This window comes from Marivivens aquimaris (genome assembly GCF_015220045.1).
Classification (GTDB): Bacteria; Pseudomonadota; Alphaproteobacteria; order Rhodobacterales; family Rhodobacteraceae; genus Marivivens; species Marivivens aquimaris.
This window is the reverse complement of record NZ_JADBGB010000006.1, coordinates 44,550-70,176: the sequence shown is the minus strand read 5'-3', so window position 1 is coordinate 70,176 and position 25,627 is coordinate 44,550. Positions and strand designations below refer to the sequence as shown.

Below are 25,627 nucleotides of genomic sequence, written 5' to 3'. Positions count from 1 at the left end.
CATTTGAGAAAAGGCTTGTCTCTCTAGTCACTGTAGAGATTAAGACTCCTCGTGAACGATTCGAGGAGAGACCCTGTGGCACCCACCGATTCCTATTTAACCGCAACAAGACTGCTGGATTTTGACTCGCCCTCAATCTCGAACCTGGTACGAGATCGTGGCTGGCATGACCTTGCCCGTGTCGACCGGATTGGCGCGGTTTATGACTTTGTCCGGAACGTGATTGCGTTCGGCTACAACCGCGTCGACGACATTCCCGCCTCTGCGGTGCTGACCGACGGCTACGGGCAGTGCAACACGAAAGGGACGCTTCTCATGGCACTGCTGCGCAGCGTAGGCATCCGCTGCCGACTGCACGGCTTCACCATCCACAAGGCCCTGCAGCGTGGCGTGGTGCCCGAATTGGTCTACCCCCTCGCACCGTCCGAAATTCTGCACTCGTGGGTCGAAGTCGAAACAGAAGAGGGCTGGATCAATCTCGAAGGCTTCATTCTGGACGCCCCCTTCCTGCAGTCGCTTCAGAAGGAATTCAGCGAAACAGAAAGCCTTTGCGGCTACGGCGCTGGAACGGATTGCCTGAGTGCGCCACCAGTCAGTTGGAACGGCGGCAGCACTTATATTCAGAAAACCGGTATCGTTCGTGATTTTGGAACCTTTGATGCGCCCGATGACTTTTATTTGAAATATAGTCAGAACTTCGGATTTGCGCGTGACTTTCTCTATCGCCACGTCATCCGTCACTGGATGAATGCCCGGGTTCGCCGCATCCGTCGTGGAATGTTGCCAAAGGTCCCTGGTCTCAGTCGACCGAACCACAGCCATGAGGAGAACAACCGTGCCGCATGATCATGGCCATACCCACATTGATCCTGAATCAGGTGATCGTAGGGTCTCCATCGCAATCTGGGCCAACGGGCTTCTGACCGTCGCGCAGATCGTTGGCGGCATCCTTTCCGGCAGCCTGGCGCTGATCGCAGATGCCCTACACAATTTTTCGGACATGGCGTCACTGGTGATCGCGTTCGTTGCGCGCAAAATCGCCAGACGACCCGCCGATGAACGCATGACATTCGGCTATGGTCGGATTGAAATCGTCGCGGCACTCATCAACTACACGACCCTGATCCTGATCGGTTTCTACCTGATCTATGAGGGTGGCATGCGGATGATCGACCCGCCCGAGGTCGCTGGTTGGACGGTGGTGATCCTGGGCGGTGTGGCACTCGTCGTCGACACGTTGACGGCGCTGCTCACCTATTCGATGCAGAAAGGCAGTGTGAACATCCGTGCGCTTTTCCTGCACAACCTGTCGGACGCTTTGGCCTCTGTGGCAGTCATCATTGGAGGGTCCCTGATCATCCTCTACGACATGCGATGGGTCGATCCCGCAATCACCATCGGCATTGCCCTTTACATCCTCTATCTGGCTTTCACTGAGATTGGCGGTCCGATCAGAACCCTGATGCTCGGCAGCCCACCCGACATCGACAATGCAGCCGTCGTTGAGGCGCTGCGGAGCGTCGATGGTGTAGCGGACGTTCACCACGTGCATCTGTGGCAGATGGAGGAGCACAAGGCGGCGCTGGACTGCCACGTGGTGCTGACAGCGGGCGGCTGGGGTAAAATCGAAAAGATCAAGGCAGCGATCAAGGACCGGCTGAAGGAGGACTTCAACATCGCCCATTCCAGCCTGGAGTTCGAACACGAAGACCGCGCACACGAAAACGCTGACCTTTACGGTCACGGCAAACCGGAAAAAGAGGAGGAAAACCATGTTCACCGAGACACTGACAGCTCATGACGACACGATTGGCCTCGCCTGCGAGGGCAAGCTCAGCGAAAGCGACCTGAAACGGATGCACGCCCTGCTTCATGAGCGCCTGCAAGAGACAAGTAAGCCCGGCCTGGTTCTCGATCTCACGAGGTTCGAAGGCTACGATGGGCCGTCCGCTCTGCTCGAAGATCTGAAAATCGACACAGCCCATAGGAATGACTTCCGCCGCGTCGCTGTGGTGGGCGAAGGGGCTTTGTTGGAGTGGGGAACCAGGTTCGCCGACGTGCTGACCACGGCAGAACTCCGTTAGTTCGACCCGGCGGAAATGAAGGCGGCAATCGCCTGGGCAAGTGAAAGGTAGAGTAGCTTTCAATCAGATGCCTTCGCAGAAGACAGCATCTGTTCGAAACCATAAACAAAAGAACTACAGCAGTTGCGAGACCCAAGAGCAATCCGAAAGTTCTGAACATGGTCGCTCCTTTCGCAAAGGAGTAACTTTGGTACGGTGGCACTGCCCTTGCCGGGGCATTATCAAATCGTAATGTTTTAGCGGCTCAGGGCGCCAGTTGGTTAACATAAACTTCATTATGCGTAACTGACGCCATTTCGTGCCATGGTGTATTGACGGCACTTTATACGCGCTATAGTAGCATTTCTAACATTAGGCTCCTGGAACTACATGCAATTTGGTCCTTTATCTCTAAGCACCGATTTTCGACTTTTCCGCACCCCCAACTTTGAATGTAACATATATCGCGTGGCGATATTTCGTGCGCCGTGTCCGTCTCAAAGGCATGAGACTGCGGGACCGTGTAGCACTGAACATCCAGGAATTGAGACGCGCCCGCGGCCTCAGCCAGGAAGCGCTTGCTCATCAGGCCAACGTAAGCCGCGGTCACATGGGCAGGCTCGAGAACTCGAAATTTGCGGCCTCCCTCGACCTTCTCGAACGCATCGCCAAGGCGCTCAATGTCGATCCCGAAGAGCTTTTTGCGAGGCGTTAATCCGCTTCCTGAGGCTTTGATCCCGCCGCAATTTCAAAAGGCAAAACGGCAAGAACTGTACGAGTAGCGCGGGTACATGGCGAAGAGAAAGACAGGCTGGCCTTTCCAGGAAGGGTTTATCATCGACGGAACGAACGAAACCCATGTGTTTACCGACTACCGCTGGGATGATGGAAGCGTGAGCCGCCGCCAGTTTGTGGACCCATGCAGTTACGACCCTACGCTTGTCGTAGTACGGACAGTTTCACTCAAGCTGCCGGACAGCCACGATTAGTAGGAGAACCACTCCGAATGGCCCATGTTGCCCTCAAAGTCACCAAACTCGACCATGATGCTGCGGGCATAAAAGTGCCATAAGCCTCCGCCCGACGGATAGGCGATCTCCTGTCCACTTTCCGAGATGAATGTCGCGGGCCAAGGCGTGTAGGAACCGTAGACCCGCTGGATGTAGCGGCAGCTTCGGTTCTCGCGATCGCAGGAGCGGATCGACCAGTCCCATTGACGCGGCTCGTCGCGCGGCTCGTAGGAGCGCCCGGTGAACCAGATCACATGAGTGCGGTTCAGCCATTCATACTCCGGCAGATTGGTGTCGAGCTCGCCCTCGCCGCCGGGTCCGCCCAGCTCGACCGGCACATGGGCAAAGGTGCAGACCCCGAAGGGCGGCAGGCTTGGCCAGGGCGTGATGCGGCGGATCATGGTGCGATAGGCCCGCGCGCAGACAGCGCTCGGGGGGAAACCACCTGCCATACAGAGCATGATGGCGCAGTCGATGTCATAGGCCTGCGCCTTTTCCGGGGCGCCAAACACCGCCAATACCCCCATCGCCGCTGCCATCACCTGTCGTCTCATGTCGCTCTCCCGCAAAAGTTGCGGCAACTATCTTGCAATATGTATTTTCCTGCAATATGTCGTATTGACTCCGTATGACTTTATGGATTTAAGCGCAGGAAGTAGAAGGGCTCTCGTGGGGAGAGTCCGAACATGCCGATAGCGCGCAACCAGATCCTGATCACCATCGATGGTGTCAAAGACCTGTCCGAGAAGGGCATCGCGTTCCGCTGCCGGTATGAACTCGTGGGGTTCACGGACGATGGCAAGCCGCGCTACCAGTGCATCTACCTGCGCGAGGGCGAGCCGGAAGCCATTCTGGTCTCGACCCGGATCACCCCGCACGGGCCAGAGCCGCGGTACTTCAACATATGGCCGGGCCTCTTCAAACATCATCTCGAATTCGGTGACGGGCGCGATCTGCGCTTTGGTCCTGACTACAGCATCACCCTCGAGGAGCGCGGCTGACGTCATCGCCTTCGGCCGCGACGGGACAGCCCGGACCTCGGGCTGGACTTTTCACGGTGAGCGCCCTGCATGGGCTGGTTTGGATCATAGCGCTGAGGCCGAAGTCATTCTGGCCTCGCTGGACACCACGCCGCCTTCCGGTCGCGATGACATCCTCGCCCTGATCCGGACGACTGCTGACCGCCACCAGGGGAACCGCGCCCTGCGTCAGGTTGGTCTGAGTGCTGACGACTGGCAGGTCTTGTTCCGCGCCCTGGTCGAAGCTGAAAGCAGCTACAACCCGACCGCCGTCAGCCCGAAGGGCGCCTATGGTCTCGGCCAGCTGATGCCGGACACGTCCCGCGGCCTCGGAGTCGATCCGCGCGATCCCTCCCAGAACCTCGACGGTGCCGCGCGCTATCTGCTTGCACAACTCGGAACGTTCAAGGACATCGACTTGGCGCTGGCAGCCTATAACGCCGGACCGCACCGGGTGGTCGAGTATTCCGGCATTCCGCCTTTCGCCGAGACCCGCGACTACATTGCGCGCATCCATCGGATCCGGTCCCGGCTGGCAGGCACGCCCATTGCTGCTCGGGACATTCGCGTCGCAGCCCGGGTGCCTGCGCGCGCTCCGGTCCTCATCGATCTTCAGTAAAACAAGGGAACTTCGCATGCTTCGACATCGCCTCAGCCGCCTCTTGCCTGCCGCCACAACCCTGGCGGCTTTCGCAACTCCCGCCCTCGCGCAGGACTTGTCGCCGATCCAGACCATGCTGGAAACCGTCGAGGCCGCGCTGACCGGTCCGATCGGGATCGCGGTCGCCACGCTCGCGGTCATCGGCACCGGTTTCATGTGCATGATGGGACGGCTGAACTGGGGCTGGTTCGCCTCGGTCATCATCGGGATCGTGCTGATCTTCTCGGCCGGCACCATCGTCGACGGCTTCTCCTGAGAACCGAGTAGAGCAGTGGCAGAACGATCCCCCCTCTTCCTGGGTCTCGCCCGTCCGCCCAAGTATCTGGGTCTCCCTGTCGGATACCTGGTGGTGCTGGCGACCGGGGTCGTTCTGCCGTTCATCTGGACGAAGTCCATGGTCTTCTTCCTGATTGGTCTCGTCGCCTATCCGATCCTCTGGTTCGTCGCCGACCGCGAGCCGCATTTCTTCGAGGTCCTGCGCGTCTCCTACGGCTCGGTGCGCCCGACGAAGAACCGGGCCCTGCACGGAGGCGACAGCTTTGGCGCTTGATGCGGGCACTCTTTCCACTTTTGGGGCCGCCCTGCATCAAGCCGGCGGCGGGGCGTTCGCGCGGGAGAGCTATCTCGCCGAACACCTGCCGTATTTTGCCCTCGCGGATGACGATGTGATGGTGCTGCGCGAGGGCGACCTCTTGGCCACCCTGCGCCTTGATGGTCTGAACCCGATGACCACTGAAGACGCCCGGCTCGACGCGCTCAAACGCGCGGTCGCGGCCATCGTCGCCCAGACCGGCAACGCCTTCGGCTTTTACATCCACCGGATCTCGGTCCCGCAGGATCTCGGAATGCGCCCCATCGAGGAAGACAGCTTCGCCGCGGCGATCGACGCGCGCTGGCAGACCCATGTCAAAGACCTGCGCCCAGCCAAGCGCCAGCTCTATCTCAGCGTCATCCGGCGCCCCGATATCTCCGCCCGCATTCCGCTCCTGCGCGCGCTGGCCCGAAAGGCTTGGGTCAAGGACCGCGCGACGCGCCTGCAGGAGCTGAACGAGGTCATGGGCTTCTTCGAGGTGGCGCTTGCCTCGGCCAATCCCGTGCGGCTCACGAAGTCCGGCGGGGAATGGCTGGGCTATCTCAACACGCTGAACGCTGGGGCATTCTCCCCCATCGCCTTCGGACAAAGCGCTCTGCCTCTTTCACATACTTTGAGCAATTGCCGCGCGACCTTTGACGGCGACGTGGTCACCCTGACCGATGCCGTGACCGGCGAGGTCAAATACGGCGCGCTCTTTTCGATGAAGACCTATCCTGCGCTGACAGATGTGACGCTGCTCGACGCGCTCGACCTGCCGCTCGACATCGTATTGACGAACTCTTTCAGCCCGATACCGAACAACATCATGGCCGAACGCATCCAGCGGATCATCCGCCAGATGCATGCCTCCGACGATGCTGCCGTCTCCCTGCGCGAACAACTCGGCCAGGCCGCAGATGATCAGGAAGCAGGCCGCATCGCCTTTGGCGATCATCACCTCTCGATCGCCGTCTATGCCCCAGACCGCGACACGCTCGAACGCGCCGCCGCCCAGATCAAGCGCGTCGGTCAGGAGATTATGTCCGTCATTGTGCGGGAGAACATGGCTCTCAAAGCCACCTACTTCGCGCAATCCCCCGGCAATTTCGGCTACCGGGCGCGGAAGACGCCGATCTCCTCGATCAACTTCGCTGATTTCGCGGCGCTCCATGGCAGCGTCGAGGGGCGTGGCCCTGATCAGTCGCCCTGGGGCCAAACCATCTCGGTCCTGCCGACGGTCGGCACCTCGGGCTATCGGTTCAATTTCCACGAGGCGGGCGGCCCCGGTAAGGAACCGACCGTCGGCCATACACTGGTTCTGGGGCGCACCGGCACGGGCAAGACGCTGACTACCGCCTTCCTCGCGGCGCAGGCGCAGCGGGTCGGCGCACGGCTTTTCTTCTTCGACAAAGATCGCGGCCTCGAGATGGCCGTCCGTGCGCTTGGCGGCCGCTACAACGAAATCCGGGCCGGTGTTCCCACGGGCCTCAACCCGCTCGCCACGGAGACCGACAAGCGCGGCCGCGCCTGGCTCTCGGACTGGCTTGCGACCCTGCTCACACGAAATGACACGCTCTCGGGCGAGCAATCCCGCCATATCCAGAGCGCCGTGGGTCAGAACGCCGATGCGGGCGCGGCCCTGCAAAGCTTTGTCAGTTTTGAGACCCTGTTCCAGTCGCTCGATGATGATGGCGAGCTGCAGTCCCGCGTTGCCGAATGGGCGCCGGGTGGTCGCTATGGCTGGGTCTTCGACGAACCAGAACGCGGCGCGGGCCTCCAGCTCATAGGTGACATCGTCGGGTTCGATATGACCGAGATCCTCGACATGACCACCGAGCGCATGGCGGTGCTCTCCTACATCTTCCGCCAGATCGAACGTGTAGTCGAGGATCGTCGTCCCACAATCATCGTGCTCGACGAGGCCTGGAAGCTCTTGGACGATCCGTATTTCGGGGCGCGGCTGGAAAACTGGCTGGTGACGCTCAGGAAGATGAACTGCGTCGTGATCATGATGACGCAGTACCCGAGCCAGCTGCGCGACAGCCGCGTCGGCAAGACCATCGTCGAAACAGTCCCGACCCAGATCCTCTTCCCGAACGATCGCGCCACCGTCTCCGATTACGATTTTCTCCGCATCAACGCCAAGGAGGCGGCCCTTCTGGTGCAGCCCACCATTGGCCAGCGCATCGCGCTCGTGCGCTCGGCGGGGGATAGCGTCTTCGTTGACGCCGATCTCTCCGCGCTCGGCGCCCTTCTCCCCATCCTTGGCGGTGGCGCCACCGGCGAAGCGCGCGTGCCCGCCGATTGGCGCGTCGACCCTGATTTCTGGAGACATGTGATATGAGTTCGAAACCCCTCCTCGCGCTTTGCGCCGCCGCGAGCCTTCTGGCAGCTTGCGAGAAATACACCGAGAAAACCTCGCCCTGCTTCGGACGCAATGGCGAGCCGCAGGTGACGCGGTCCGCGCTTTCCTTCTCGACCATGGGCGCACCGGTGCAGGAGACGGCCAAGCCCGACTGCACCTTCGAGCCCCTGCCCCGTCCGGAATGAGCCGTGGCGCGATCATATCCGCCGGGCTCTGCCTTAGCCTCGGTGCCCTGCCTGCGCATGCCCAGGGCGTGCCGACGCAGGACAATTCCGCGATCGGTCGCGCCATCGCGCGGGTGACTGCGCTTGCCGAAGATCTTGGCGTCCAGCAGGACAAGGATCGGACGGAGTCCACGTTGGCCGATGTCCAGGCCGACCAGCTGCGCGTCCTCGAAGAGATGACCGCCGCGATCACCGGGCCCGGCTTCGATATTCGCGCGCTTGAGGGCAATGCGGATTTCGGGGTGGCAGCGGTCTATCCCAATACCGATGCGAACCCGATGAACAGCCGTCTCTTCGGCGAAGGCCGCGAGACGGTCGAAATGATGATCGTCGAGGTGGCAGGTGAGTTCGCAGGCGCGCCCGGTGTGGCCCGCGCGGGTCTCTCGGCCACACAGTGGCGCTGCCTCTTCCAGGCCCTGATCAAACAGGAAAGCCGCTTCAACGTCGCCGCTGAAAGCCCGGTCGGGGCCTATGGACTGACCCAGCTCATGCCCGGCACCGCCTCCGATCTTGGAGTCGACCGCTATGACGTGAAAGACAACCTGCGCGGCGGCGCACGTTACATCATCACGCAGCTGAACCGCTTCGGCAACATCCCCCATGCACTTGCGGCCTATAACGCAGGCCCCGGTCGGGTCATCGAATATGGCGGCGTGCCGCCCTTTGCCGAGACCCAGGGCTACGTGCGCAACATCTCGAAGTTCTACAACGAATACCTGGCCGTGGTGGGCGGTGCCGATGCGCTTGGCACGCTCTCACCTTCAGACTTTGCGCTCGCCGAATATGCCAGCATCTCCGAGGCCGGCGTCTATTACGCCGCCGACAGCTCGGCCACGACCGAACAGGTCATCAATCGTCTGCGCGCGATCATCCTGCAGATCGATGCCCAACCCAATGCCAAGGCGGCCTGGGAACTCAACACCTACGCCAAGGCCGAGATCGGCCGCATCCTCAATCTCCGCGTCCGGCTGATGGCCGCCAACCAGCAGCGCGAGGCGGCCTATGCGCAGCACCTCGTCGCCGATCGGCTGGCCGAGCGCGACTTCATGCAGATGGGAGTTCCCGAATGAGACATCTTCTCCTGACGGTGGCCGCAGTCACCACACTCGGACTCGCCTCGCCCGCCACGGCCCAAGGCGTGCCAACCTTTGATGGATCACAGCTTGGTCAGCTTGTCGCCCAGCTCGAGCATATGGCCGAGGACCTGAATGTCCAGATGCAGCAGCTCGCCACCATGCGGTTGGAACTGGAAACCCAGCTCTCGCAGTTGACGAACCTCGAGGCGCAACTGACCTCCCTCATTGAGGGCAGCGGGCTCGGAGAACTCTTCGCCACAGTCGAGGAGTTCCGAGCGCTGCGTGGCGAGCTGGTGGCCCCCCTCAATACTGCGCAATCGCTGGCGAGCGGGGATTTCCTGAGCGGCTTCAATCCCGGCGCCGAGCTTTCGGCCTCGGTCGAGCGAGTGCTGTCTGGCAGCGGCTTCACCTCGGAGCGCCTGAGCACGCTCTCAGGCTCCGATCAGCCCGCCGACAACCGCATCGCCACCTCGGCCGGGGCCAGCGCCATGCTCTCCGTCGCCGCGCAGGAAAGCCATGAGGAGGCGGGTCAAAGCCTCGAACGGCTCGAGACCATGGTCGGGCTCATCGACGATCAGGACGGTCTGAAGGCCGCCGTTGATCTCAACACCCGTGTCACCGCCGAGCTCGGCATCATCCTGACCCAGATCTGGCGGCTTGAAGCGGCGCAAGGCGTCAGCGCCGGCCAGCTTGGCGTCGTCGATGCCGCGACGCTCGCGGATGAACGCAAGTTCCGGTCGATGGCGGTGGATCCATGAGGCAAGTCATGACCCTCAGCTTGGCACCGGTTCTATCTCTTGGTCTCGCCGCGCTTGTCGTGGCCGCCCTGCCCAGTGTTGCGTTGGCCCAAACTCCGACCACGCAGCCCTCCGGTGACACACCCTTCAACTCGATGGCCATCGCGCGGGACGAGGCCGACGCATGCCGTGTCCCGAAACCGCCCGCCGATCTGGCCGAGACCGCCTATCTCCGCAACGGCTACCGCGCGATCCTGCGCATCCTGATCGCCGAGGAAGCCCTCGCCTCGGAGAGCTGCACTTGCCTGCTGGATCAGTTCACCTGGGAACAGGCGCTCACCGCTCTGCCCCGGTTCCAGACATCGGACAATCCTCGCCTGCCGTTCAAGGTGCTCGACCTCTACGCGCAGGCAGACGCGCTCGAGGCGCAAGTTGTGGAGGCCTGTGCGGAATAAATGGGGGTCATTCGCGACATCCTGAGCCAGGTCGACGCCGCGGTGGATACCGTGGCGCAGGACGGCTTTGTCTCTTCGGCGGGCACGGTTGGCGACGTGATCTCCGCCGGGGCCGCGCTCCTTGTCGTGCTTCTCGGGATCAATGCAGTCATGCAGCTCCGCCCCCTGCCCTTCGGCACCGGCTTTGCCTTCGGAATGAAGGTGGCTCTGGTGGGCATATTCGCGCAGAGCTGGGACAATTTCAGCGTCATCTATGGCATCGTCACCCAGGTCCCCGACTCTATCGGCGCATCCATCTTGGCCCTCACCGGTTCGGGCGACGAAGCTGGCGTCTATGAAAGCCTCGACAACATGGTCGCCCGCATCACCGCCTATGGCGATACGATCGGCGACCGGGCGGGCTGGGTCTTCGGCGCGGTCCTGGGTGCCATCTTCTTCGTCCTTTCCGCCGTTTTCGCCGCCGTCACCGCCGGGATCATCGCCTTCGCCCGCATCGTCTTCGCGCTGATGATCGTGATCGCCCCCTTCATGATCGTGACCTCGCTCTTCAAACCGACCCAATCCCTCTTCGAGGCCTGGACCCGCGCCACCATCGGCTATGCGCTCATGCCGGTCGCGGCCGCCGGGGCCGCGGGCATCATCGTGGCGATCGCCGAGGCCATTGGGGATGCTTCCGCCGATCCGGGCGATGTCGAGACCGTCAGCCTCATCCTGCCCTTCCTCGTGATCCTGATCCTCAGCGCCGGGATCATGGCGTCGGTGCCCTACATCGCCTCCAACCTTACCGGCGTGGTGGGCATTGCCTCGAATGCCGTGGGTCTGACCGGCCTCGCACGTCAGGGCTTCGTGAACACGCGCGAGTACGGCACGGGTGCCGCCTCGCGTCTCGTCACCGGCAAGTCTCCGCAGGAACTGAACCAGATGGCCAATGCGGGCGTGGTGAAGACCGGCGAGCTGATCCGGCAAAGCCCCGGCGCGCTCCTCTCCGCCGCCAAGGCCTTTCGCAAACCCTGATTTGAAAGACGACCACTTTGAAGAAGACTGTAACCAGTTCCTCCGCGCCTGACCGCGACGCTTTCGAGGCGGATTTCATCTACGGGCCAAGGCGGCGTGAGCGCTTCGCATGGTTTGTCGCGGCGGCCGGTGTGCTGGTCGGCGTCGCCGGCATGGTCGCGGGCGCCAGCCTCTTTCCGCTCAAATCGACCGAAACCTTCGTCGTCGTGGTCGACAAGGAAACGGGCGAGATGGATCGGGTCGCCGCCGTCCAGGCGCTGACGCTGTCCGAGAGCGACGCCATCATCCAGGCCAATCTCGTAGCCTATGTGGATGACCGCGAGACCTATGACCTGACCGATGGCGAGCAGCGTATCAACTCGGTGCTGGATCGTTCGGACGGCGATGCGGCACACACTTTGCGCGATCTCTGGTCCTCTACCAATGAGGACTACCCGATCACCGTCTATGGCCGCGACGCCAAGATCGAGGTGGTGATCAAGTCGGTTAACCAGATCGAGCGCGGTGTGGCGCAGGTCCGCTTCACCCGCACGCTGCGCCGTCCCCGCGATACCCGCACCGTGACCAGGTCTTATGTCGCCACCGTCGGCTACGACTTCCAACCCGAAACCCGCCAGCGCCTTCAGGACGTCTGGGCCAACCCCTTGGGCTTCGTGGTGACCTCCTACCGCGTCGACGCCGAGACCCTGGAGAACTGACCAAGATGAAATCCCTGCCCGCGCTCCTCCTGGCGCTTGCTCTTCCTGTTGCCGCCTATGCTGAAGCCACGCCGCAAGGCGGCCCGCTCGACATCCGCATCCGCACTGCCGTCTATAATGAAAACCAGGTCTACCGGATCGAAACTGACTTGCGTCATTCGACCACGATTCATTTCGGGGCTGGGGAGAGGTTCGAGGCGGTGATTGTCGGCGACACCGAAAGCTTCCAGGTCGATCCGATCCCCGAGCTTGGCAATGTGCTCACGATCAAACCGCATGTGGCCAATGCCTCGACCAACATGACGGTGATCACCAACCGCCGCACCTATTCCTTCCATCTGCGCGAGGGCTCGATCCCGAACCGCACCGGAATGTTCTTCGAGGTACGCTTCCGCTACCCCGACGAGGAGCGCCGCGCGGCAGGTGCGACCCAGCCCAAGGGCTTTGAGGCACCGCGCAACTACAACTACCGCGTCTCGGGAAAAGGGGATTTCCGCCCCAGCCATATCTACGACGACGGGCGCTACACGTATTTTGTCTTCCCGGAGAGTGGTCGCCAGCCCGCCCTCTTCAAGGCCGATGACCAGGGCCGCGAACGCACGGTGAACTGGACCCAGCAAGGCAATACCGTCCGCGTGCTCGGGGTCAACACCTACTGGACGCTGCGCATCGGCGACGAGGCGATCTGTGCCTGGCGCGACGAGAGCGCGATCTATGTGAGCAATTGACCATGGCCGATCAAACCCCTCCTGACCTTCAAAACCGCCTCGATCAATTCAGCCAGCGCGGTAAATCCAAACGCCGGGGTAACAGCCTCGGGGTCGGTGCGCTCGCCGCTGCCCTCGCCTTGGGCGGTGCCGGGGTCGCGTATTTCCTAGCGACTGGCCTGCAGGAGGGCGACAGTGCGCTCGAGACCTCCGATGTCGAGACCTTCCAGGACCGCCGCCCCGGCACCGGCGGGCGGCTGGAGTTTCCACCCGATGAGACCGAGCAACGGGTCAATGACGCGCTGATTGCGGTCGAGGAAGCGCTCGATGTCCCCGCCGCCCCTGCCCCCGAACCGAGCGCCGAAGTGCTGGCCGAGATCGCCAAGCTCCGCGAGGCGCTTGCCGCCAGCCAGGCCGCGCGCAATTCGGAAATCCAGTCCGCCGTCGCCGACCTGCGCGAAGCCTTCGACGAACAGAAGGCCGCGCTTGAAGCGACGCTCGCCGCCAAGGAAACCGAGCTTGCCAACCTGCAGCGCCAGAACGAGGCCCGCATCGAAGGGCTGCAAGCCATGCTCGATGCCGAACGCGCACAACGCGAAGGCCTCGAGGCCGAGCTCGATCGCGAAGGGTTGATCGCCGACCAGCGTCTTCTTGAAGAACGCCGGCGTCAGGAAGAGGAGCAGCGTCAGCGTGAGGCCGAGCGGGTTGCCGAGGAGCTTTTGACCGCGCAGATCAAATCGCCAGCGGTGGTCTTTGCCGATGGTCCACGTGGTGGCCAAAGTGGCGCGGCGTTGGCCGATCCGGCGACCGCTGGCACTGGCGGCCCGGTCCTCTCGGGCAATGAGCAGTTCCTGAAAAGCGCGCGCCCACTCGAGGTGCAGGAGGCCGCCCGCCTCGCTCATCCTGAACGCACCCTGACCCAAGGGTCCGTCATCCAGGCCGCGCTCCAGACCGCCATCAACAGCGATCTGCCGGGCTCCGTGGTCGCGGTCGTCTCCGAGCCGGTTCCGGCGTTTTCCGGGGACCGGATTCTGATCCCCCGGGGCTCCCGCCTTTTTGGCCAATATCGCTCCGGGATCGAGATGCACCAGAAGCGCATCTTGATCCTCTGGACCCGAGTCCTGACACCGGACGGCACCTCGATGGAGATCGCCGCCGTGGGCGGCGATCAACTCGGCCGGTCGGGCCTCACCGGTCTCGTTGACACCAAGTTTGCCGAGCGCTTCGGCGGAGCTGCACTGATTTCCGTGATCGGAGCGGCACCGGCCGTGGCGGCGGAGAGTGCCAACAACGAGACGACCAGCATCGTGTTGGGCGATGTCGGCAGCAACCTTCAGGACGCGGTCGGTTCGGTCATCGCCGACCAGGTCTCGATTGCGCCGACCATCTATGTCGATCAGGGGGCGTCGGTCACCGTGCTCGTGGACAGGGATGTGGTGATTTACTGATGGAGCAGGCGCCACCAGCCTCATACCTCGAGCGCTACCTCGACCCGTTCAGCGACCTGCTGAGACGCGATGACGTGGTCGAGATCGCGATCAACACGGATGGCAAGGTCTGGCTCGAGGTCGCGGGCGATGCCACCATGCGCCATGAGGGCCAGACCGTGGACCGGACCACCGCGCTCAACATGGCCCAGACCATCGTCGGCGACGCCAAGGCCCGCGTCTCTGAAAAGAACCCACTCGTCTCCGGTAAGGTGGAATATGCAGGCCGTCCGCTTCGGGTCCAGGTCGCCGTACCGCCCGCCATCGATCGCGGTGCCTCGATCACCATCCGCCTCTTCGCCTTAGGCAGCGTTCAGGACTACGCCCCTGCCTATCTTTTCGGCAAGGCCGTCTCGCTTGATGCGCTCCGTGCCGAGAAGATGAAGAACATTGCCAGTCTCGCCAAAGAAAACCTCGAGGTCGCGCTGCAGACCCTTGTCGAAGCGCGGCTCAACGTCCTGATCAGCGGAGGCACCTCAACCGGCAAGACCACCTTCGCCCGCCACCTTCTGACGCATGTGAGCGAGCATGAACGACTGATCACCATAGAGGACGCCTTCGAGCTCTTCCCCGGCCAGCCCAACACCGTCGCCCTCCTGGCCGACCGCGGCGCCGGCTCGCAACGCAGCGCCAACGCCCTCCTCCAGGCTTCCCTCCGCATGCGCCCCGACCGGATTATCGTCGGCGAGCTGCGCGGCGCCGAGGCCCTGACCTATCTCGAGGCCATCAACACCGGGCATGGCGGGTCGGTCTCCACCATCCACGCCGAAACCGCAGAACTCGCCATCGACCGGCTGGCGATCATGGTTCTGCAGGCTGGCACACCGCTGACATTCGCCGAGGTGCGCGAATACATCCGGAAATCCATCGATGTGATCGTCCAGCTCGGGCGGGCCGAGGGGAAGCGGGGGATTACGGAGTTCTATCTGCCGGGTGGAGACAAACGCCGCCCCGATCACTCTTTTCCAAGTTAGGCCTATCGCACTACAAATTGCAGATTGATCACCGAGGAACACTTGATATTGTGACAACACTTTTAGGTAGAGAAATCTGATAATTGGTCTCCATGATCGAGTTCGAATGCGCAATTAAGGAACTTCCCCACGATACGACCCTCTCCGCCGCAGGCTTTGAGGACGGCCCAAAGATCGATCCTTTAAGGCTGATCTTCACCTACGACTCCGATGAGTGGGAAACATTCGTCGATGAGTGGGTTCATTCACTGAAGGAGATCTATGCCGACGTGGTTCGCCCGACCGGTTCCGGCGACAAAGGGATCGACGTGGCGGGTTTCATGGATGCCGACTGCTTCTTGGGTGACTGGGACAACTATCAGTGTAAGCACTATGCACGACCACTTGGCTTCACAGACATCGCGCCAGAGATCGGGAAGATTCTCTGGTACTCGTTCTGCGGCGACTACAAAGCACCAAAGGCCTGCTTCTTCATCGCCCCAAAAGGCACAACACCCACTCTCGATCTGCTTTTGGGCAATGCATCCAAGCTAAAGGGAAAAGTGATCGAGGGATGGGAAAAATCCATCTCCAAAAGGGTGACTGACAAGCAGGTTATCGAACTCGTCGGCGACTTCTCGAAATACGTGGACAACTTCGATTTCCGTATCTTCAGTGCTCCTGCAGCACGAAAAGTGATCGAGCAGCACGGCAAGACTCGATATCACCAAAGGCGGTTTGGTGGCGGACTTCCGCCTCGGCCGAAGTCGGAAATGCCTCCCGAGGAAGTCGAAGCCCACGAAAGGAACTACGTAGACCGGTTGCTCGAGGCCTATGCGGACCATGCCGGCGAAGCGCAGATATCCTTGTCAGAGATCACAAAGTGGAAGCCTCTCAACGACCATCTCAAACGCTCTCGTGAAGCGTTTTTTCACGCTGAATCCCTACGTGTGTTCGTTCGCGACAAAACCGAACCCGGCACATTCGAGTCGCTTCAGGATGAGATCCACGATGGCGTCGCTGACACGCATGACAAATCACACCCGGACGGCTACGCGAGAGTTGTCGCAGTGACGGACATGGCTCAGACCTTGGCTCTCGATGCGCATCCCCTTAATAGAGCCGCACGGCCGGCGGACAGAAGAGGCGTTTGCCATCAACTCGCCAACGATGGAAGGCTGACATGGAAAAAGTAGACAGCCTGGACCGATCACCATTCAACGGCGCGCTTGAGACCGGGTTACGAGCGGTTATGGCCCTGCACGCAAGTTTTCCGCGGGAGCTCGACATTCAGCGGCTCACTGCTCTCGACTACCTGGTCGTCAGAACGAGTTTGCTTGATGGCCCCGAAGACCTGCATCCGTCGACGCCGATCACCGCACCGGTGACACAGGTTAGGAGAAAGGCGGTTTACGCGGCGCTGGATCTACTCATGTCTCGCGAACTTGTTGAGCGTTCAATTACCGATCAGGGGATCTACTACCGTGCAGGGGAGTATTCGTCCTTCTTTGTTGAAGCATTGACCACATCGTACGCGCAGCGCTTGCTCGATCGTGCCAAATGGGTCGCGCAGTACTTCGAAGAGTACAATGAAACCCAATTCGACGCGTTGATGTCTGAGCTCTTGGATGACTGGGTCGCCGAATTCCAAGACGATTTCACAGGTTCCGAATGACCTATCGCGGGATTCAAATCGAAAGCCTTGCTTTCCATGGCCCCGATAAAGTACCGGCCATTGTCACATTCAACGCAGGCTTGAATGTTATCTATGGTGCATCGGATACCGGGAAATCCTTCATCGTTGAAACCATCGACTTCATGCTTGGTGCGAAGGGTCCACTAACCGACTTCAAAGAATCCAATGGGTATGACCGCATTCTTTTGGCGGTTTCATCTGGTGATGAGAACTTCACCATTGCCCGAAGCATGTCTGGAGGGGCATTCGAGGTCTTTGATGGTCTGTTTTCCGATACCCTGCCCGATGGGCAGGGCCGAGCATTGGGTGATGTTCACAGCGCAAAAGACACTGAGAACCTGTCGGCGTTTCTGCTGGATAAAATCGGACTATCCGACAGAAAAATAAAGAAAAACCAAAAAGATGAAACTCAGAACCTAAGCTTCAGGAATCTCGCACGCCTGTGCATCGTCAACGAGGAAGAGATCATCCAGAAGAGGTCGCCGCTTTCGGATGGCAACTATACCGCCGACACAGCAAACACGTCTGTGTTCAGATTGTTGTTAACCGGGCTCGACGATTCCGCTTTGACAGCAATCTCTCAGAAATCTCCGGAAGAGCAGAAGCGAGAAGCGCAGCTTGAGCTTCTAGATCAGCTAATAGGCGGCACAGAACGGCGTATTAAGGATCTCTCCGGCAACAAGGACGACCTGGAAGCGCAGGAAAACCGCCTTTCTGCAGCTATGGAAGAGCGCTCGAACCAGCTTTCCGTTACTGAGGAATATTACAAGCGCATATCCACTGACCGCCGCAGTTTAATGAAACGCCGTGAAGACAACCGAAATCGCCACGCCGAAGTCGCAACGCTTCTAGTGCGCTTCCAACTTCTGAGAGAACATTACCGGTCGGATATGGAGCGCCTTTTGAGTATTCAGGAGGCGGGCAGCATTATCGCAACGATCGATGCCAATGTTTGCCCAGTTTGTGGATCGTCCGCCGAATATCACAAGACCGACGTTTGTGCAGGTGATGTGTCTCGAGTGACTTCTGCAGCAACATCTGAAATCAAGAAAATTGACCGCCGGGCCGGGGAGTTGGAAGAGACGATCGCCTCTTTAGAAAAGGAACAACGTCGGCTTGAAGGCGCTTTGCCGGGTATTGAGGCAAGACTTCGAGAACGGGAAACTGAACTGCAGCAAGTAGTTGCCCCTGATCTCCGAAAACAACGAGCTTCCTACAAGGAACTTGCAGACAAAGGTGCAAATGTCCGAGAAGCCTTGGGGCTGTTCGATACGATGCAGGATCTGCTGGCACGCAAATCACAACTAGAACAGGTGGGTAGTTCATCGGGAGAGACCACCACTTCAGTATCTCGCCTTACCGACACCATGGTGGCGCCTTTCTCCGAGTTGGTCGAAAAAACTTTGAAGAGCTGGGCCTTTCCGGGAAGCGACCGCGTGCATTTCGATTTGCAGGTCAAAGACTTGGTGATCTCAGGGAAGGCCCGCACATCACACGGAAAGGGACTCCGAGCGATCACTCAAGCTGCTTTTTCGATCTCACTTCTTGAATTCTGTGCGTCAAAAGACAAACCGCACCCTGGGTTTGTCATACTCGACTCGCCGTTATTGTCGTACAAAGAACCAGAGAGCGCCGACGATGACCTGAGTGCCACCAATCTGAACGGAAACTTCTATCGATATCTCCTCCAACTTAATTCTGATCGGCAAGTGATTGTTGTCGAGAACACAGACCCCCCATCGGATGTCGAGTTGGGCGACCGCGTCGAGCATTTTTCAGGGATGGAGGGCGAAGGTCGATTTGGATTGTTCCCCGTGTCATAGAAGAGCTTGGCAAAACTACCCAATCTTGTCACTCGTTTCAGCTTCATACCACTCGGCAACACGCTGACAAAGCAATCCGACGAAGACTTCAAAGATGAGGGGCTCGGTCGCGCCGTCAGGAAAGAAGGAGGGATGGGCGTTTTCATCCATCGTCCAAGTGCCAATGACTTCCCCATCCTTGGTAATCACCGACCCATCCTCACAGAGGTTGATCCTAAATCGCAACGGTTCGCTCAGCGAAACGCCATAGGCCTGCACCAACCCAGCCGCTTCCTCCTCGGTCCACTCGACCGGCTCAAGTGCGATTTCCGGTTGCCTTGGCGACTTGCGTTCGGTCTTCCGGCGGGTCTTTTTGACCGCCCATGGCGGCTCGTAATTTTGCGCAGCGGCGTCGACTTGGCGTCGCAAGTTCTCGGGGTGAAATGCCCCGCAGTCGCTCTTTTGATCTTGGAATACTGCGGCGCTGCCAACCACCTCCGGCATTCGGGACAAACTCTTGGCGATGCTCGGGAGAGATGTGTTGAAGCGGGGTGCATAGGTACGGATCGCGGTGCTTTCTAGTTCGTCCATCTCGTCCGGAGAGCAAGGCGCGAAAGCAATCGACCAAGGCAGTTTCGTGTCCGCTACCCTGTGGTAGTGGTTGCCCAGGCTTTCGATTGAGCGCCTGACCAGGTCCCAGGATTGCCCAACATAGACGATCTCACCCGCGCAGCCGATCAGGTATATCCCGGACGAAAAGCGCCTCGTGGCAAGAAGTCGATCGAAATCTTGATGCCGATTTCTCAAGAAAACCTGACGTTTCCATAGATGGTAGAGAGCGCTGCTTTTCATTTGGATTGAGAGATGATGGCCATTACTGAAAAATAGGAATGCGGTGTTTGTTTCGCAATCTATAGCGTGCCACCTATCTCAGCTCCGCCCTCACAAGCCCGGCAAATCCGCCCTCCTTGAAATTACCACTTCTGGCCAGACTCGGAAAATCTGGCAGCCGTTCCAGTTCAACCGAGGGAAGGAATATTGTCGCGGAACAGGCTGGCAACTTCGCGCATCGCGCCTCAAAGTACATCTTGGATAGTGCGCGAGCCACAGCATAGGCACCAGCCAAGTCGATTTTGGAAACGCGGGTTCGGTTAATCGGCAACAAACTACCCTTTTGAACAGTAGGCCCAACTTCGAAATAGATCAGTTGGCCGACCACCCCGAGACGGATAACGTTGCACCTATTCCCTCGTGAAATCGAGACCATCGGTACGAGATCACGCAGCCAAACCTTGTTCTGATCGCACCACTCCAGGGCTCGTTTCAGCATCAGCACACCGCCAATCTGCTCCTTCCAGATTGGGCAAAGGTGCTGAAACCCCGCGAATCGAACACATGGATCGTCTCTCGCATCGTTCGGCACTAGGTCTCCTTCGTATGTCACCCGAGGAGACCACAACGCCTCTTCGAGCCGAGGGGCATCCTCCATGCCGATGTGGAGGCCTTCCATGGAGACCTTCCTCGTCGGGGATATCTCCCGATAGCGCGCCTTCATCAGGCTAACCTGCGGAAGCTCCCGTGTGGTCTGCTCGAAGAGGGATGGCGTGTTGGGCCTGAAGATGGTCTCAGCGACGCCGCGCGGTGCGTCCGCGTTGATATCGTGATCAACCAGCCAACGGAACGGAGTCCCAAGCTCCATAGGATCATCGCGCATTAGCGAAAGGTGCGGCAAACCTTTCTTCAGCGCGGCCCGGATCTCGCGAGTGTCCTGCTGCTCAGCCCCCATCACCTGTCCCATCACCGTCTGGCGATCGTGGTCGCTTTGGCGTGTCCGCAACGCAGCTTCTATTCGCTCACGTTCTTCCACTGGCAACTGGCGTCGGTGATAGGTGATGGAAACATCAACATCACCGTAGTCGTCCCGCTCCTCCAAGGCGCTGCCAAATAGCTTCAAGGTGATACGTTGCAGACGATCAGGGTCCGAATTGATGATCTTCGCACGGTTTATCAGCTCTAGGACGGTAGCATTGACTTTTTCAGGATCGATACGTTTTCGCTTCTTTTCCAAGGCCAGCCGATTGCCATTTGGCGTAAGCGTCCAGAAGAGGAGCTGTCCTCGGACATCCGAGGGTTCGATGTAGCCAGCCACGGCCAACGCCCGTAGAATCTCATCAGCATGAAGCGCGTCGCAGTCAAACGTGCGAATGACTTCTTCCAGACCAATTCCACCACCAGGCGTCGCGGACCGAAGAACCGAGCGAGCTTCGTCCAAAGAGACACCTTCGATCGGATTGTGCTTTGGATTTTCCGCGGCCTCAACTCTCAAAAGAAACTACCTTCCAGACCAAAACGATTTTCCCGGAACCACTGTAGGTTAGAGGGACCGTCACGTCATCACCCACCCAATAACTCCTCGATGAAATCCTCCTGCCGGTCGAGCGCCGCCTCCCATTCCTTCGGCACGGCCGCTTCGCGCTCGAGCTTCTCGGGCTCGGGCTGCCCGCGCCCGGACTCCATCGGCATCACGCTCATCGCGCGCGCTTCGCGGCGCTGTGAACGGTCCCGGACAGGCGCGCGTTCGGCTGCTTTCACCTGCTCGTCTGCGCCGGTCTCGTCACCACCATCGCCGCCCCAAGGTCCCACACCTTGCACGCTGGGCGGATAGGGGAATGGCTTGCCCTCCTGGCGGGCCAACATAGCCTTGAAGAACGGATCGTCGTAATACTTGATCCGGCTCGCCTTGATCGGGTGCTGCGGCGAGGCGAGGATGATCACTTCGTCGGGATCCATGAGGCGCGCTTCAGTCTCGGAAAGCAGCGGCCGTTCCTCCAGCCGCGCCGAGGTCGAGGTTGCGCCGAGGAAACCCTTGTTGCGGCCGTACATTCGGGTGACAGCCTCGCGTGTGGTGCTGCCGACGGCCGCCGAGACCTCTTTCACCGTCCGCTGGTCCCGCGGTGTGATGTAAAGCTTCAGCCCTGCCCCGTTCTCAAGACTTTCGCGGCCCTCGGGCCCGTAGATCCGGTCGAGCGAAGCCAGCGACTGCGCGATCATCGCGACGCGGCCGCCGTAACTTGCCAGCGAATGGATCGCGCGTTCCAGATAGGGCATCGCCCCCATCTGCTGGAATTCGTCGATCATCATCATGACCGGCCAGGGCTCATCCGGGCCCGGCTCGTTCAGCCGGATCGAGGCGATGAGGTCGGCGAACATCAGGCGCAGGAGCGGAGCGAGGGTCGCGATGTGATCCTCGGAGACGGCGATGTAGAGCGATTGCGGGGTCTTGCGGAAGGTCGAGAAATCAAAGTCGCTCGCCTCGGTGGCCGAGCGCACCGCCGGGTTGTCCCATTGCTTGAGACCGGCGGTCATAAGTGCCTGGATGTTCGAGGTCAGGAGCCGCGATGAGGCTGAGGCCGCGTTGGTCCATAGCTCGCGCAGAATGTCTTCTTCGGCCTCGTCGGCATAGGTCTTGTATTGCGCGTTCTTGTACTCGCCGCCGGCAACGATCTTGTTGACCTCGCCAAGGTTCGGCGTGCCGCGCTGGATCGCCAGCAGACAGGCTGCGACGAAGATCGACTTGCCCGCCTCGGAGAAGGTGTCGAGTTGCTTGTTGTCCTTATCGAGGAAGAGGTCGGCCAGGATCGAGACCTCAGTGAAGCGCTGCGCGAAGCTCGGGGCCTTGGCGATCCGGGCGAGCGGGTTGTAGCGATGCGTGGCATTGGCCCAGTCAAAGGGACTGAAGCGATAGACCTCGTCACCGTTGAGCGCCCGCAACCGGGCAGTTTTCTCGAAGTTCTCGCCCTTCACATCGAGCACCACCACCGAACCTGCGAAGCTCAAGAGGTTCGGGATCACGAAGCCGACACCCTTACCGGCGCGGGTCGGGGCCACCATCATCACATGCGGGATGGTCGTCGAGGAGATGAACTCCGCCTTCGAGGCCGGGGCACCAAGCTTGCCGCAGACGAAGCCCTTACCGGGGGCCTGCAACATGCTGTTCTTCTTCAGCTCCGCCTTGGTCTGCCAATGGGCCGATCCGTAGTCGTCGCGCTCTTTCTTCCAGGTCCAAGCCAGCGCGAGCGCGCCGAGGCCGATGGCTCCGAAGCCGACGGCGCCAAACCCCACCTTGAAGGCCTCTGGGTGCGCCGCGCGTGTGACTGTGCTCGCCTTCCAGAGCGCCAACATGTCGAAACTCTGAAACCCGGTTTTCAGGGCCAGGGTCAGGTAGAAAGCGGCGACGATGGTGCCGATGACAGCGCCGCAAATCACACCGAAGAGGAGCGCGGCCCAGAGGGGAAGTGTCTTGGTCATGGTGGTCATCCCCCCTCAGAATTCCATCTCGTCATCGAGACCGCGGTCGCGGCCAAGATCGCGCCCCAGCTCCTGCGCCTCTTGGCTCCCGCGCAGTCGTGCCACCTCGGTCGCCTTGTCCTGCTGCAACCCGGCGGCGCGGTCGGTGAAGACCTGATCGCCGGTCTCCTCGAAGGTCATCTCCAGGAACTCCTGCGTGACGGTGATCTGGTCGAGCTTGCTTGGCAGGGCCGCATCCAGCACCTCGTAGTTCCCGCGCCGGAGTTCGGCCAAGCCTTCCTCACCCAATTCCTTGAAGAGCTCCGATTGCAGAGTCCGCTCGACCGTCTCTTCCTGTTCCTCGGTGAGCTTGCCGTCCCGCAGCATGTCGGCGAGGTCCTGCAGGTAGGGATTGGGCGTCCGGTCGTCTTCGTCGATGAGTGGCAGGATCTCCTGTTCTTCGTCCGCAAGGGTCCGACCGATCTCGACGCCCAGTTCCTTCGCCCGTTCCATCAGCGCGTCCATCACGCCGTCGACCTTTTCGAGCGCCGCATCGAGTTGGTCGTCACTCGCGGTCTCCACGCTGAGACCGTCCTTCGCCAGCACCGCGTTCATGTCCCGCTCGACCCAGTCCTGCGCCATGCCGTAGTTCCGCGTGCCGCCCGCCGAGATGCGCGCCACCAGTTCCTCGCTGTCCATGCCTGCCTCCTCGGCGCGCTCGAGCACGTCGCGCAGCCCTTCGTCGTTGCCGGACTGAAGCGCGGCGATCAGCACCTCGCTGCCCGCCCCCGGCGGATAGGGTTCTTCGAGTTGCTTGCCGAACCGCGCCCGCAACTCCGGATCCGGCACCATTTGCGAGAGGTCCGCGATGATCGGCGCGGCCTTGGCTTCAAAAGCGGCCCGCTCCGCCGGGTCCAGTTCCTCGGCCTTGAGTCTGAGCGCCTCAATCGTGCGCTCGGAATAGTCGATCGCATCACCGACGGTCTTGATGTCCTTCATGTCTATCTCTCCTTCGGTGAAGTTCCACGGCGTGCCGGAGCCGAGCCCGCCCGCCATGCCCCGCACGGCGCGGGCCATGTGGCGCTGGTCCATCCGGTCCAGCAGGTCGGCGAGGTTCTTGTAGTCCTTGGCGAAGCCCACCACCTGCGCCTGCGCGATTGCGGATTCCTGGGCCGTCATGACAATCTCACGCGGCAGGCGGGCCTCTTCCTTGGCGCGGTAGATCTCCTCGATCCCGGCGGACTTTTCGAAGATGCCGCGCTCGAGCCGGGTGGTGGCATCAAGCATCACGCCATAGCCTTCCGCGATCTCGGCCTGCTTCTCGCGCATGAGCTGCGGCGACATCACGCCCTCGGCCCAACAGGAGAACCAGGTGCCGTTTTCGACGCCGCGGTTGTTCAGGATGATGTGGGCGTGCTTGTGCGCCCGGTCGTCATGGACAGCGAGCACATAGTCCCATTGATCGCCGTATTCGCCGCTCTCGAAAAAGTGCTCCGTCCAATCCATCGCGATGTCGCGGACCTGGTCGACCGTCACGTCGGTCGGGAAGGACAGCAGCATATGCGAGGTGAAGCCGAGTTTGGTCGAGCCGCGCCAGGTTCCGGCCCAGTCCTCGATGATGTCCTCTTTCTGCTCCTGAGAAAGCACCGCCGCATCGGTCAGCGCGTTGGTCATCGTCGAGTAGGTGTAGACCGCCTTGTCGTTGATGTAGGAGAGCTGCGCCCCGAGGGACACCCGCGTCTTGCAGCCCCCGGCCCGGATCCGTTTGAAGACCGCCGCGCGGCTTTGCCCCGAGGCCGCCTTCAGCGCGTTACGCGCCGACAGGGATCCGACGCGTGCGAAACTGCGACCCTGCCGACGACCCGCCAGCCGGGCATCGATCCGCGCCGCGGCCTGACCCCGGATGCGCTCATCCTCCCAGAGCCGCCCCATGACCGAGGCGTAGAGGGCGAGGGGATCAGCCATTTCTGACGAGCCTCAAACCTGTCACGGTCTCGCGCGGGCTGCCCTCCAGAACCGCGCTCTCCGCCCCCTGCCCGTCTTCCTTTTGCGGCCACTCCTGAGCACGCAGCGACTGCGCCGCATCCTTCAACCGGCCCATCTCACGGCTCATGGACTGCGCCAGATCGAGCAGTTCGATCAGCACCGCGCGGTCCGCCTCCGAGACCTCGAGCCGACCGCGATGCACCGCCTTGGCAAGCACCAGTCCGGCGTCACTCACGTCCTTCGCCTGACGCCATGCGGCACAGAATTCCTCGACCAAATCACGGGGTATATCGAGGAAACCGCACCGTCCGCGCAGCACCGCATTCAGCGCCTGCGACCGGTTGGCATAGCCTCTTTCGCGCCATTCTGCATCGAAGGCATCCAGCTCGGATCGACTGGCCCGGAACGCCACCGTATCGCTCGGATCGCGCACTGCGATCCCATCGCCCGCCTCCTCTTTCGCGAGCCGGTTCACGTGGCGCGGAGAGATACCGAACGCCGCCGCCAGCTCCTTCGCGCTCTCCCCCGCCGCAAAGCGCCGCGCCACTTCGATGCGCTCTTCAAGCTTCAGGTTTTTCGCTGGCCTCCTCACGAGTCAGACCCCTCGGACAAAATGTGCAAACATTGGCCATATCCTGCCAACATCTTCCTTCTCTCATTCGCTTATACATCAATACATCACATTGCGCAATATTACGTTTTGCATGCTGTGTCTTTTTGCTGGCATTGGACGTCATCGAGACCCCTCGCCGCGGCGCGACATGGAACGGGGTCCGCCCTCATCGGTGCAGGACAACCAGGTCGCAAAAGCTT

The 25,627-nt window shown here is 60.7% G+C and carries 27 protein-coding genes; 21 read left to right on the top strand and 6 right to left on the bottom strand.

Features of this window, described 5'->3' with window-relative positions; all coding sequences use genetic code 11:
• Window positions 1-75 precede the first annotated feature (75 nt).
• The 4 genes from IF204_RS19605 to IF204_RS19590 all read left to right on the top strand — a co-directional run bounded on the left by IF204_RS19605 (window position 76) and on the right by IF204_RS19590 (window position 2,778).
• Window positions 76-846, top strand: coding sequence for a transglutaminase-like domain-containing protein (locus tag IF204_RS19605; protein ID WP_008282972.1), 771 nt, complete (start codon window positions 76-78; stop codon window positions 844-846).
• Entirely contained in the window at window positions 836-1,801 is a 966-nt protein-coding gene (locus IF204_RS19600; protein WP_194098738.1) for a cation diffusion facilitator family transporter, read from the top strand. The genes IF204_RS19605 and IF204_RS19600 overlap by 11 nt, the downstream gene beginning before the upstream one ends.
• Window positions 1,773-2,084: a SpoIIAA family protein gene (locus IF204_RS19595; protein WP_007803481.1), complete on the top strand. Its 312-nt coding sequence runs from the start codon at window positions 1,773-1,775 to the stop codon at window positions 2,082-2,084. Before IF204_RS19600 ends, IF204_RS19595 begins: the two co-directional genes overlap by 29 nt.
• A 460-nt stretch (window positions 2,085-2,544) precedes the next feature.
• Window positions 2,545-2,778 carry a helix-turn-helix transcriptional regulator gene (locus IF204_RS19590; protein ID WP_322743316.1) on the top strand — a complete coding sequence of 78 codons (234 nt, stop codon included), beginning with the start codon at window positions 2,545-2,547 and terminating at the stop codon, window positions 2,776-2,778.
• Window positions 2,779-3,048: 270 nt separating this feature from the next.
• Here the strand turns inward: IF204_RS19590 and IF204_RS19585 are convergent, their stop codons facing one another.
• Complete coding sequence (locus tag IF204_RS19585; protein ID WP_194098737.1) at window positions 3,049-3,627, bottom strand: hypothetical protein; 579 nt, start codon at window positions 3,625-3,627, stop codon at window positions 3,049-3,051.
• Window positions 3,628-3,759: 132 nt separating this feature from the next.
• Here IF204_RS19585 and IF204_RS19580 point away from each other — a divergent pair, with 132 nt between their 5' ends.
• From IF204_RS19580 to IF204_RS19500, 17 genes are all read left to right on the top strand, one after another.
• Window positions 3,760-4,074, top strand: coding sequence for a hypothetical protein (locus tag IF204_RS19580; protein ID WP_008335576.1), 315 nt, complete (start codon window positions 3,760-3,762; stop codon window positions 4,072-4,074).
• A gap of 79 nt (window positions 4,075-4,153) precedes the next feature.
• On the top strand, window positions 4,154-4,711 hold the full coding sequence (locus IF204_RS19575; protein WP_194098736.1) for a lytic transglycosylase domain-containing protein: 558 nt from the start codon (window positions 4,154-4,156) through the stop codon (window positions 4,709-4,711).
• 16 nt (window positions 4,712-4,727) lie between these two features.
• The gene (locus tag IF204_RS19570) at window positions 4,728-5,009 is read left to right on the top strand and encodes a TrbC/VirB2 family protein (RefSeq protein WP_009574106.1); all 282 of its coding nucleotides are present in this window, start codon (window positions 4,728-4,730) and stop codon (window positions 5,007-5,009) included.
• A 15-nt stretch (window positions 5,010-5,024) separates the two neighbouring features.
• On the top strand, window positions 5,025-5,303 hold the full coding sequence (locus IF204_RS19565; protein WP_038070148.1) for a type IV secretion system protein VirB3: 279 nt from the start codon (window positions 5,025-5,027) through the stop codon (window positions 5,301-5,303).
• Window positions 5,293-7,671, top strand: coding sequence for a VirB4 family type IV secretion/conjugal transfer ATPase (locus IF204_RS19560; RefSeq protein WP_194098735.1), 2,379 nt, complete (start codon window positions 5,293-5,295; stop codon window positions 7,669-7,671). The genes IF204_RS19565 and IF204_RS19560 overlap by 11 nt, the downstream gene beginning before the upstream one ends.
• On the top strand, window positions 7,668-7,877 hold the full coding sequence (locus tag IF204_RS19555) for a hypothetical protein (RefSeq protein ID WP_194098734.1): 210 nt from the start codon (window positions 7,668-7,670) through the stop codon (window positions 7,875-7,877). The genes IF204_RS19560 and IF204_RS19555 overlap by 4 nt, the downstream gene beginning before the upstream one ends.
• On the top strand, window positions 7,874-8,986 hold the full coding sequence (locus IF204_RS19550) for a transglycosylase SLT domain-containing protein (protein ID WP_194098733.1): 1,113 nt from the start codon (window positions 7,874-7,876) through the stop codon (window positions 8,984-8,986). The genes IF204_RS19555 and IF204_RS19550 overlap by 4 nt, the downstream gene beginning before the upstream one ends.
• Window positions 8,983-9,750 (top strand): type IV secretion system protein, encoded by a 768-nt coding sequence (locus tag IF204_RS19545; protein ID WP_194098732.1) that lies wholly within the window; start codon window positions 8,983-8,985, stop codon window positions 9,748-9,750. Before IF204_RS19550 ends, IF204_RS19545 begins: the two co-directional genes overlap by 4 nt.
• Window positions 9,751-9,758: 8 nt before the next feature.
• Window positions 9,759-10,184 carry a hypothetical protein gene (locus tag IF204_RS19540; RefSeq protein WP_194098731.1) on the top strand — a complete coding sequence of 142 codons (426 nt, stop codon included), beginning with the start codon at window positions 9,759-9,761 and terminating at the stop codon, window positions 10,182-10,184.
• The gene (locus tag IF204_RS19535) at window positions 10,185-11,198 is read left to right on the top strand and encodes a type IV secretion system protein (protein ID WP_194098730.1); all 1,014 of its coding nucleotides are present in this window, start codon (window positions 10,185-10,187) and stop codon (window positions 11,196-11,198) included.
• A 17-nt stretch (window positions 11,199-11,215) separates the two neighbouring features.
• Window positions 11,216-11,896 (top strand): virB8 family protein, encoded by a 681-nt coding sequence (locus tag IF204_RS19530; protein ID WP_194098729.1) that lies wholly within the window; start codon window positions 11,216-11,218, stop codon window positions 11,894-11,896.
• 5 nt (window positions 11,897-11,901) lie between these two features.
• Window positions 11,902-12,624, top strand: coding sequence for a TrbG/VirB9 family P-type conjugative transfer protein (locus IF204_RS19525; protein ID WP_194098728.1), 723 nt, complete (start codon window positions 11,902-11,904; stop codon window positions 12,622-12,624).
• Window positions 12,625-12,626: 2 nt separating this feature from the next.
• Window positions 12,627-14,051 carry a TrbI/VirB10 family protein gene (locus IF204_RS19520; protein ID WP_194098727.1) on the top strand — a complete coding sequence of 475 codons (1,425 nt, stop codon included), beginning with the start codon at window positions 12,627-12,629 and terminating at the stop codon, window positions 14,049-14,051.
• Entirely contained in the window at window positions 14,051-15,064 is a 1,014-nt protein-coding gene (virB11, locus tag IF204_RS19515; protein WP_194098726.1) for a P-type DNA transfer ATPase VirB11, read from the top strand. Before IF204_RS19520 ends, virB11 begins: the two co-directional genes overlap by 1 nt.
• A 92-nt stretch (window positions 15,065-15,156) precedes the next feature.
• On the top strand, window positions 15,157-16,239 hold the full coding sequence (locus tag IF204_RS19510) for an ABC-three component system protein (RefSeq protein ID WP_194098725.1): 1,083 nt from the start codon (window positions 15,157-15,159) through the stop codon (window positions 16,237-16,239).
• Window positions 16,227-16,718, top strand: coding sequence for an ABC-three component system middle component 2 (locus IF204_RS19505; protein WP_194098724.1), 492 nt, complete (start codon window positions 16,227-16,229; stop codon window positions 16,716-16,718). The genes IF204_RS19510 and IF204_RS19505 overlap by 13 nt, the downstream gene beginning before the upstream one ends.
• Window positions 16,715-18,562, top strand: a complete 1,848-nt coding sequence (locus IF204_RS19500) for a hypothetical protein (protein ID WP_194098723.1) — start codon at window positions 16,715-16,717, stop codon at window positions 18,560-18,562. Before IF204_RS19505 ends, IF204_RS19500 begins: the two co-directional genes overlap by 4 nt.
• Before the next feature lie 15 nt (window positions 18,563-18,577).
• On the opposite strand, the gene IF204_RS19495 is transcribed toward IF204_RS19500, so the two are convergent.
• The 5 genes from IF204_RS19495 to IF204_RS19475 form a co-directional block, all read right to left on the bottom strand.
• Window positions 18,578-19,393 (bottom strand): GIY-YIG nuclease family protein, encoded by an 816-nt coding sequence (locus IF204_RS19495; protein WP_194098722.1) that lies wholly within the window; start codon window positions 19,391-19,393, stop codon window positions 18,578-18,580.
• Between the two features lie 73 nt (window positions 19,394-19,466).
• Entirely contained in the window at window positions 19,467-20,813 is a 1,347-nt protein-coding gene (locus tag IF204_RS19490; RefSeq protein ID WP_194098721.1) for a hypothetical protein, read from the bottom strand.
• Between the two features lie 122 nt (window positions 20,814-20,935).
• On the bottom strand, window positions 20,936-22,849 hold the full coding sequence (locus tag IF204_RS19485) for a type IV secretory system conjugative DNA transfer family protein (protein ID WP_194098720.1): 1,914 nt from the start codon (window positions 22,847-22,849) through the stop codon (window positions 20,936-20,938).
• Between the two features lie 15 nt (window positions 22,850-22,864).
• Complete coding sequence (locus tag IF204_RS19480) at window positions 22,865-24,793, bottom strand: relaxase/mobilization nuclease domain-containing protein (protein WP_194098719.1); 1,929 nt, start codon at window positions 24,791-24,793, stop codon at window positions 22,865-22,867.
• A complete protein-coding gene (locus tag IF204_RS19475; RefSeq protein WP_194098718.1) occupies window positions 24,786-25,406 on the bottom strand; it encodes a helix-turn-helix domain-containing protein in 621 nt (206 codons plus the stop codon). The genes IF204_RS19480 and IF204_RS19475 overlap by 8 nt, the downstream gene beginning before the upstream one ends.
• Window positions 25,407-25,627: the final 221 nt, after the last annotated feature.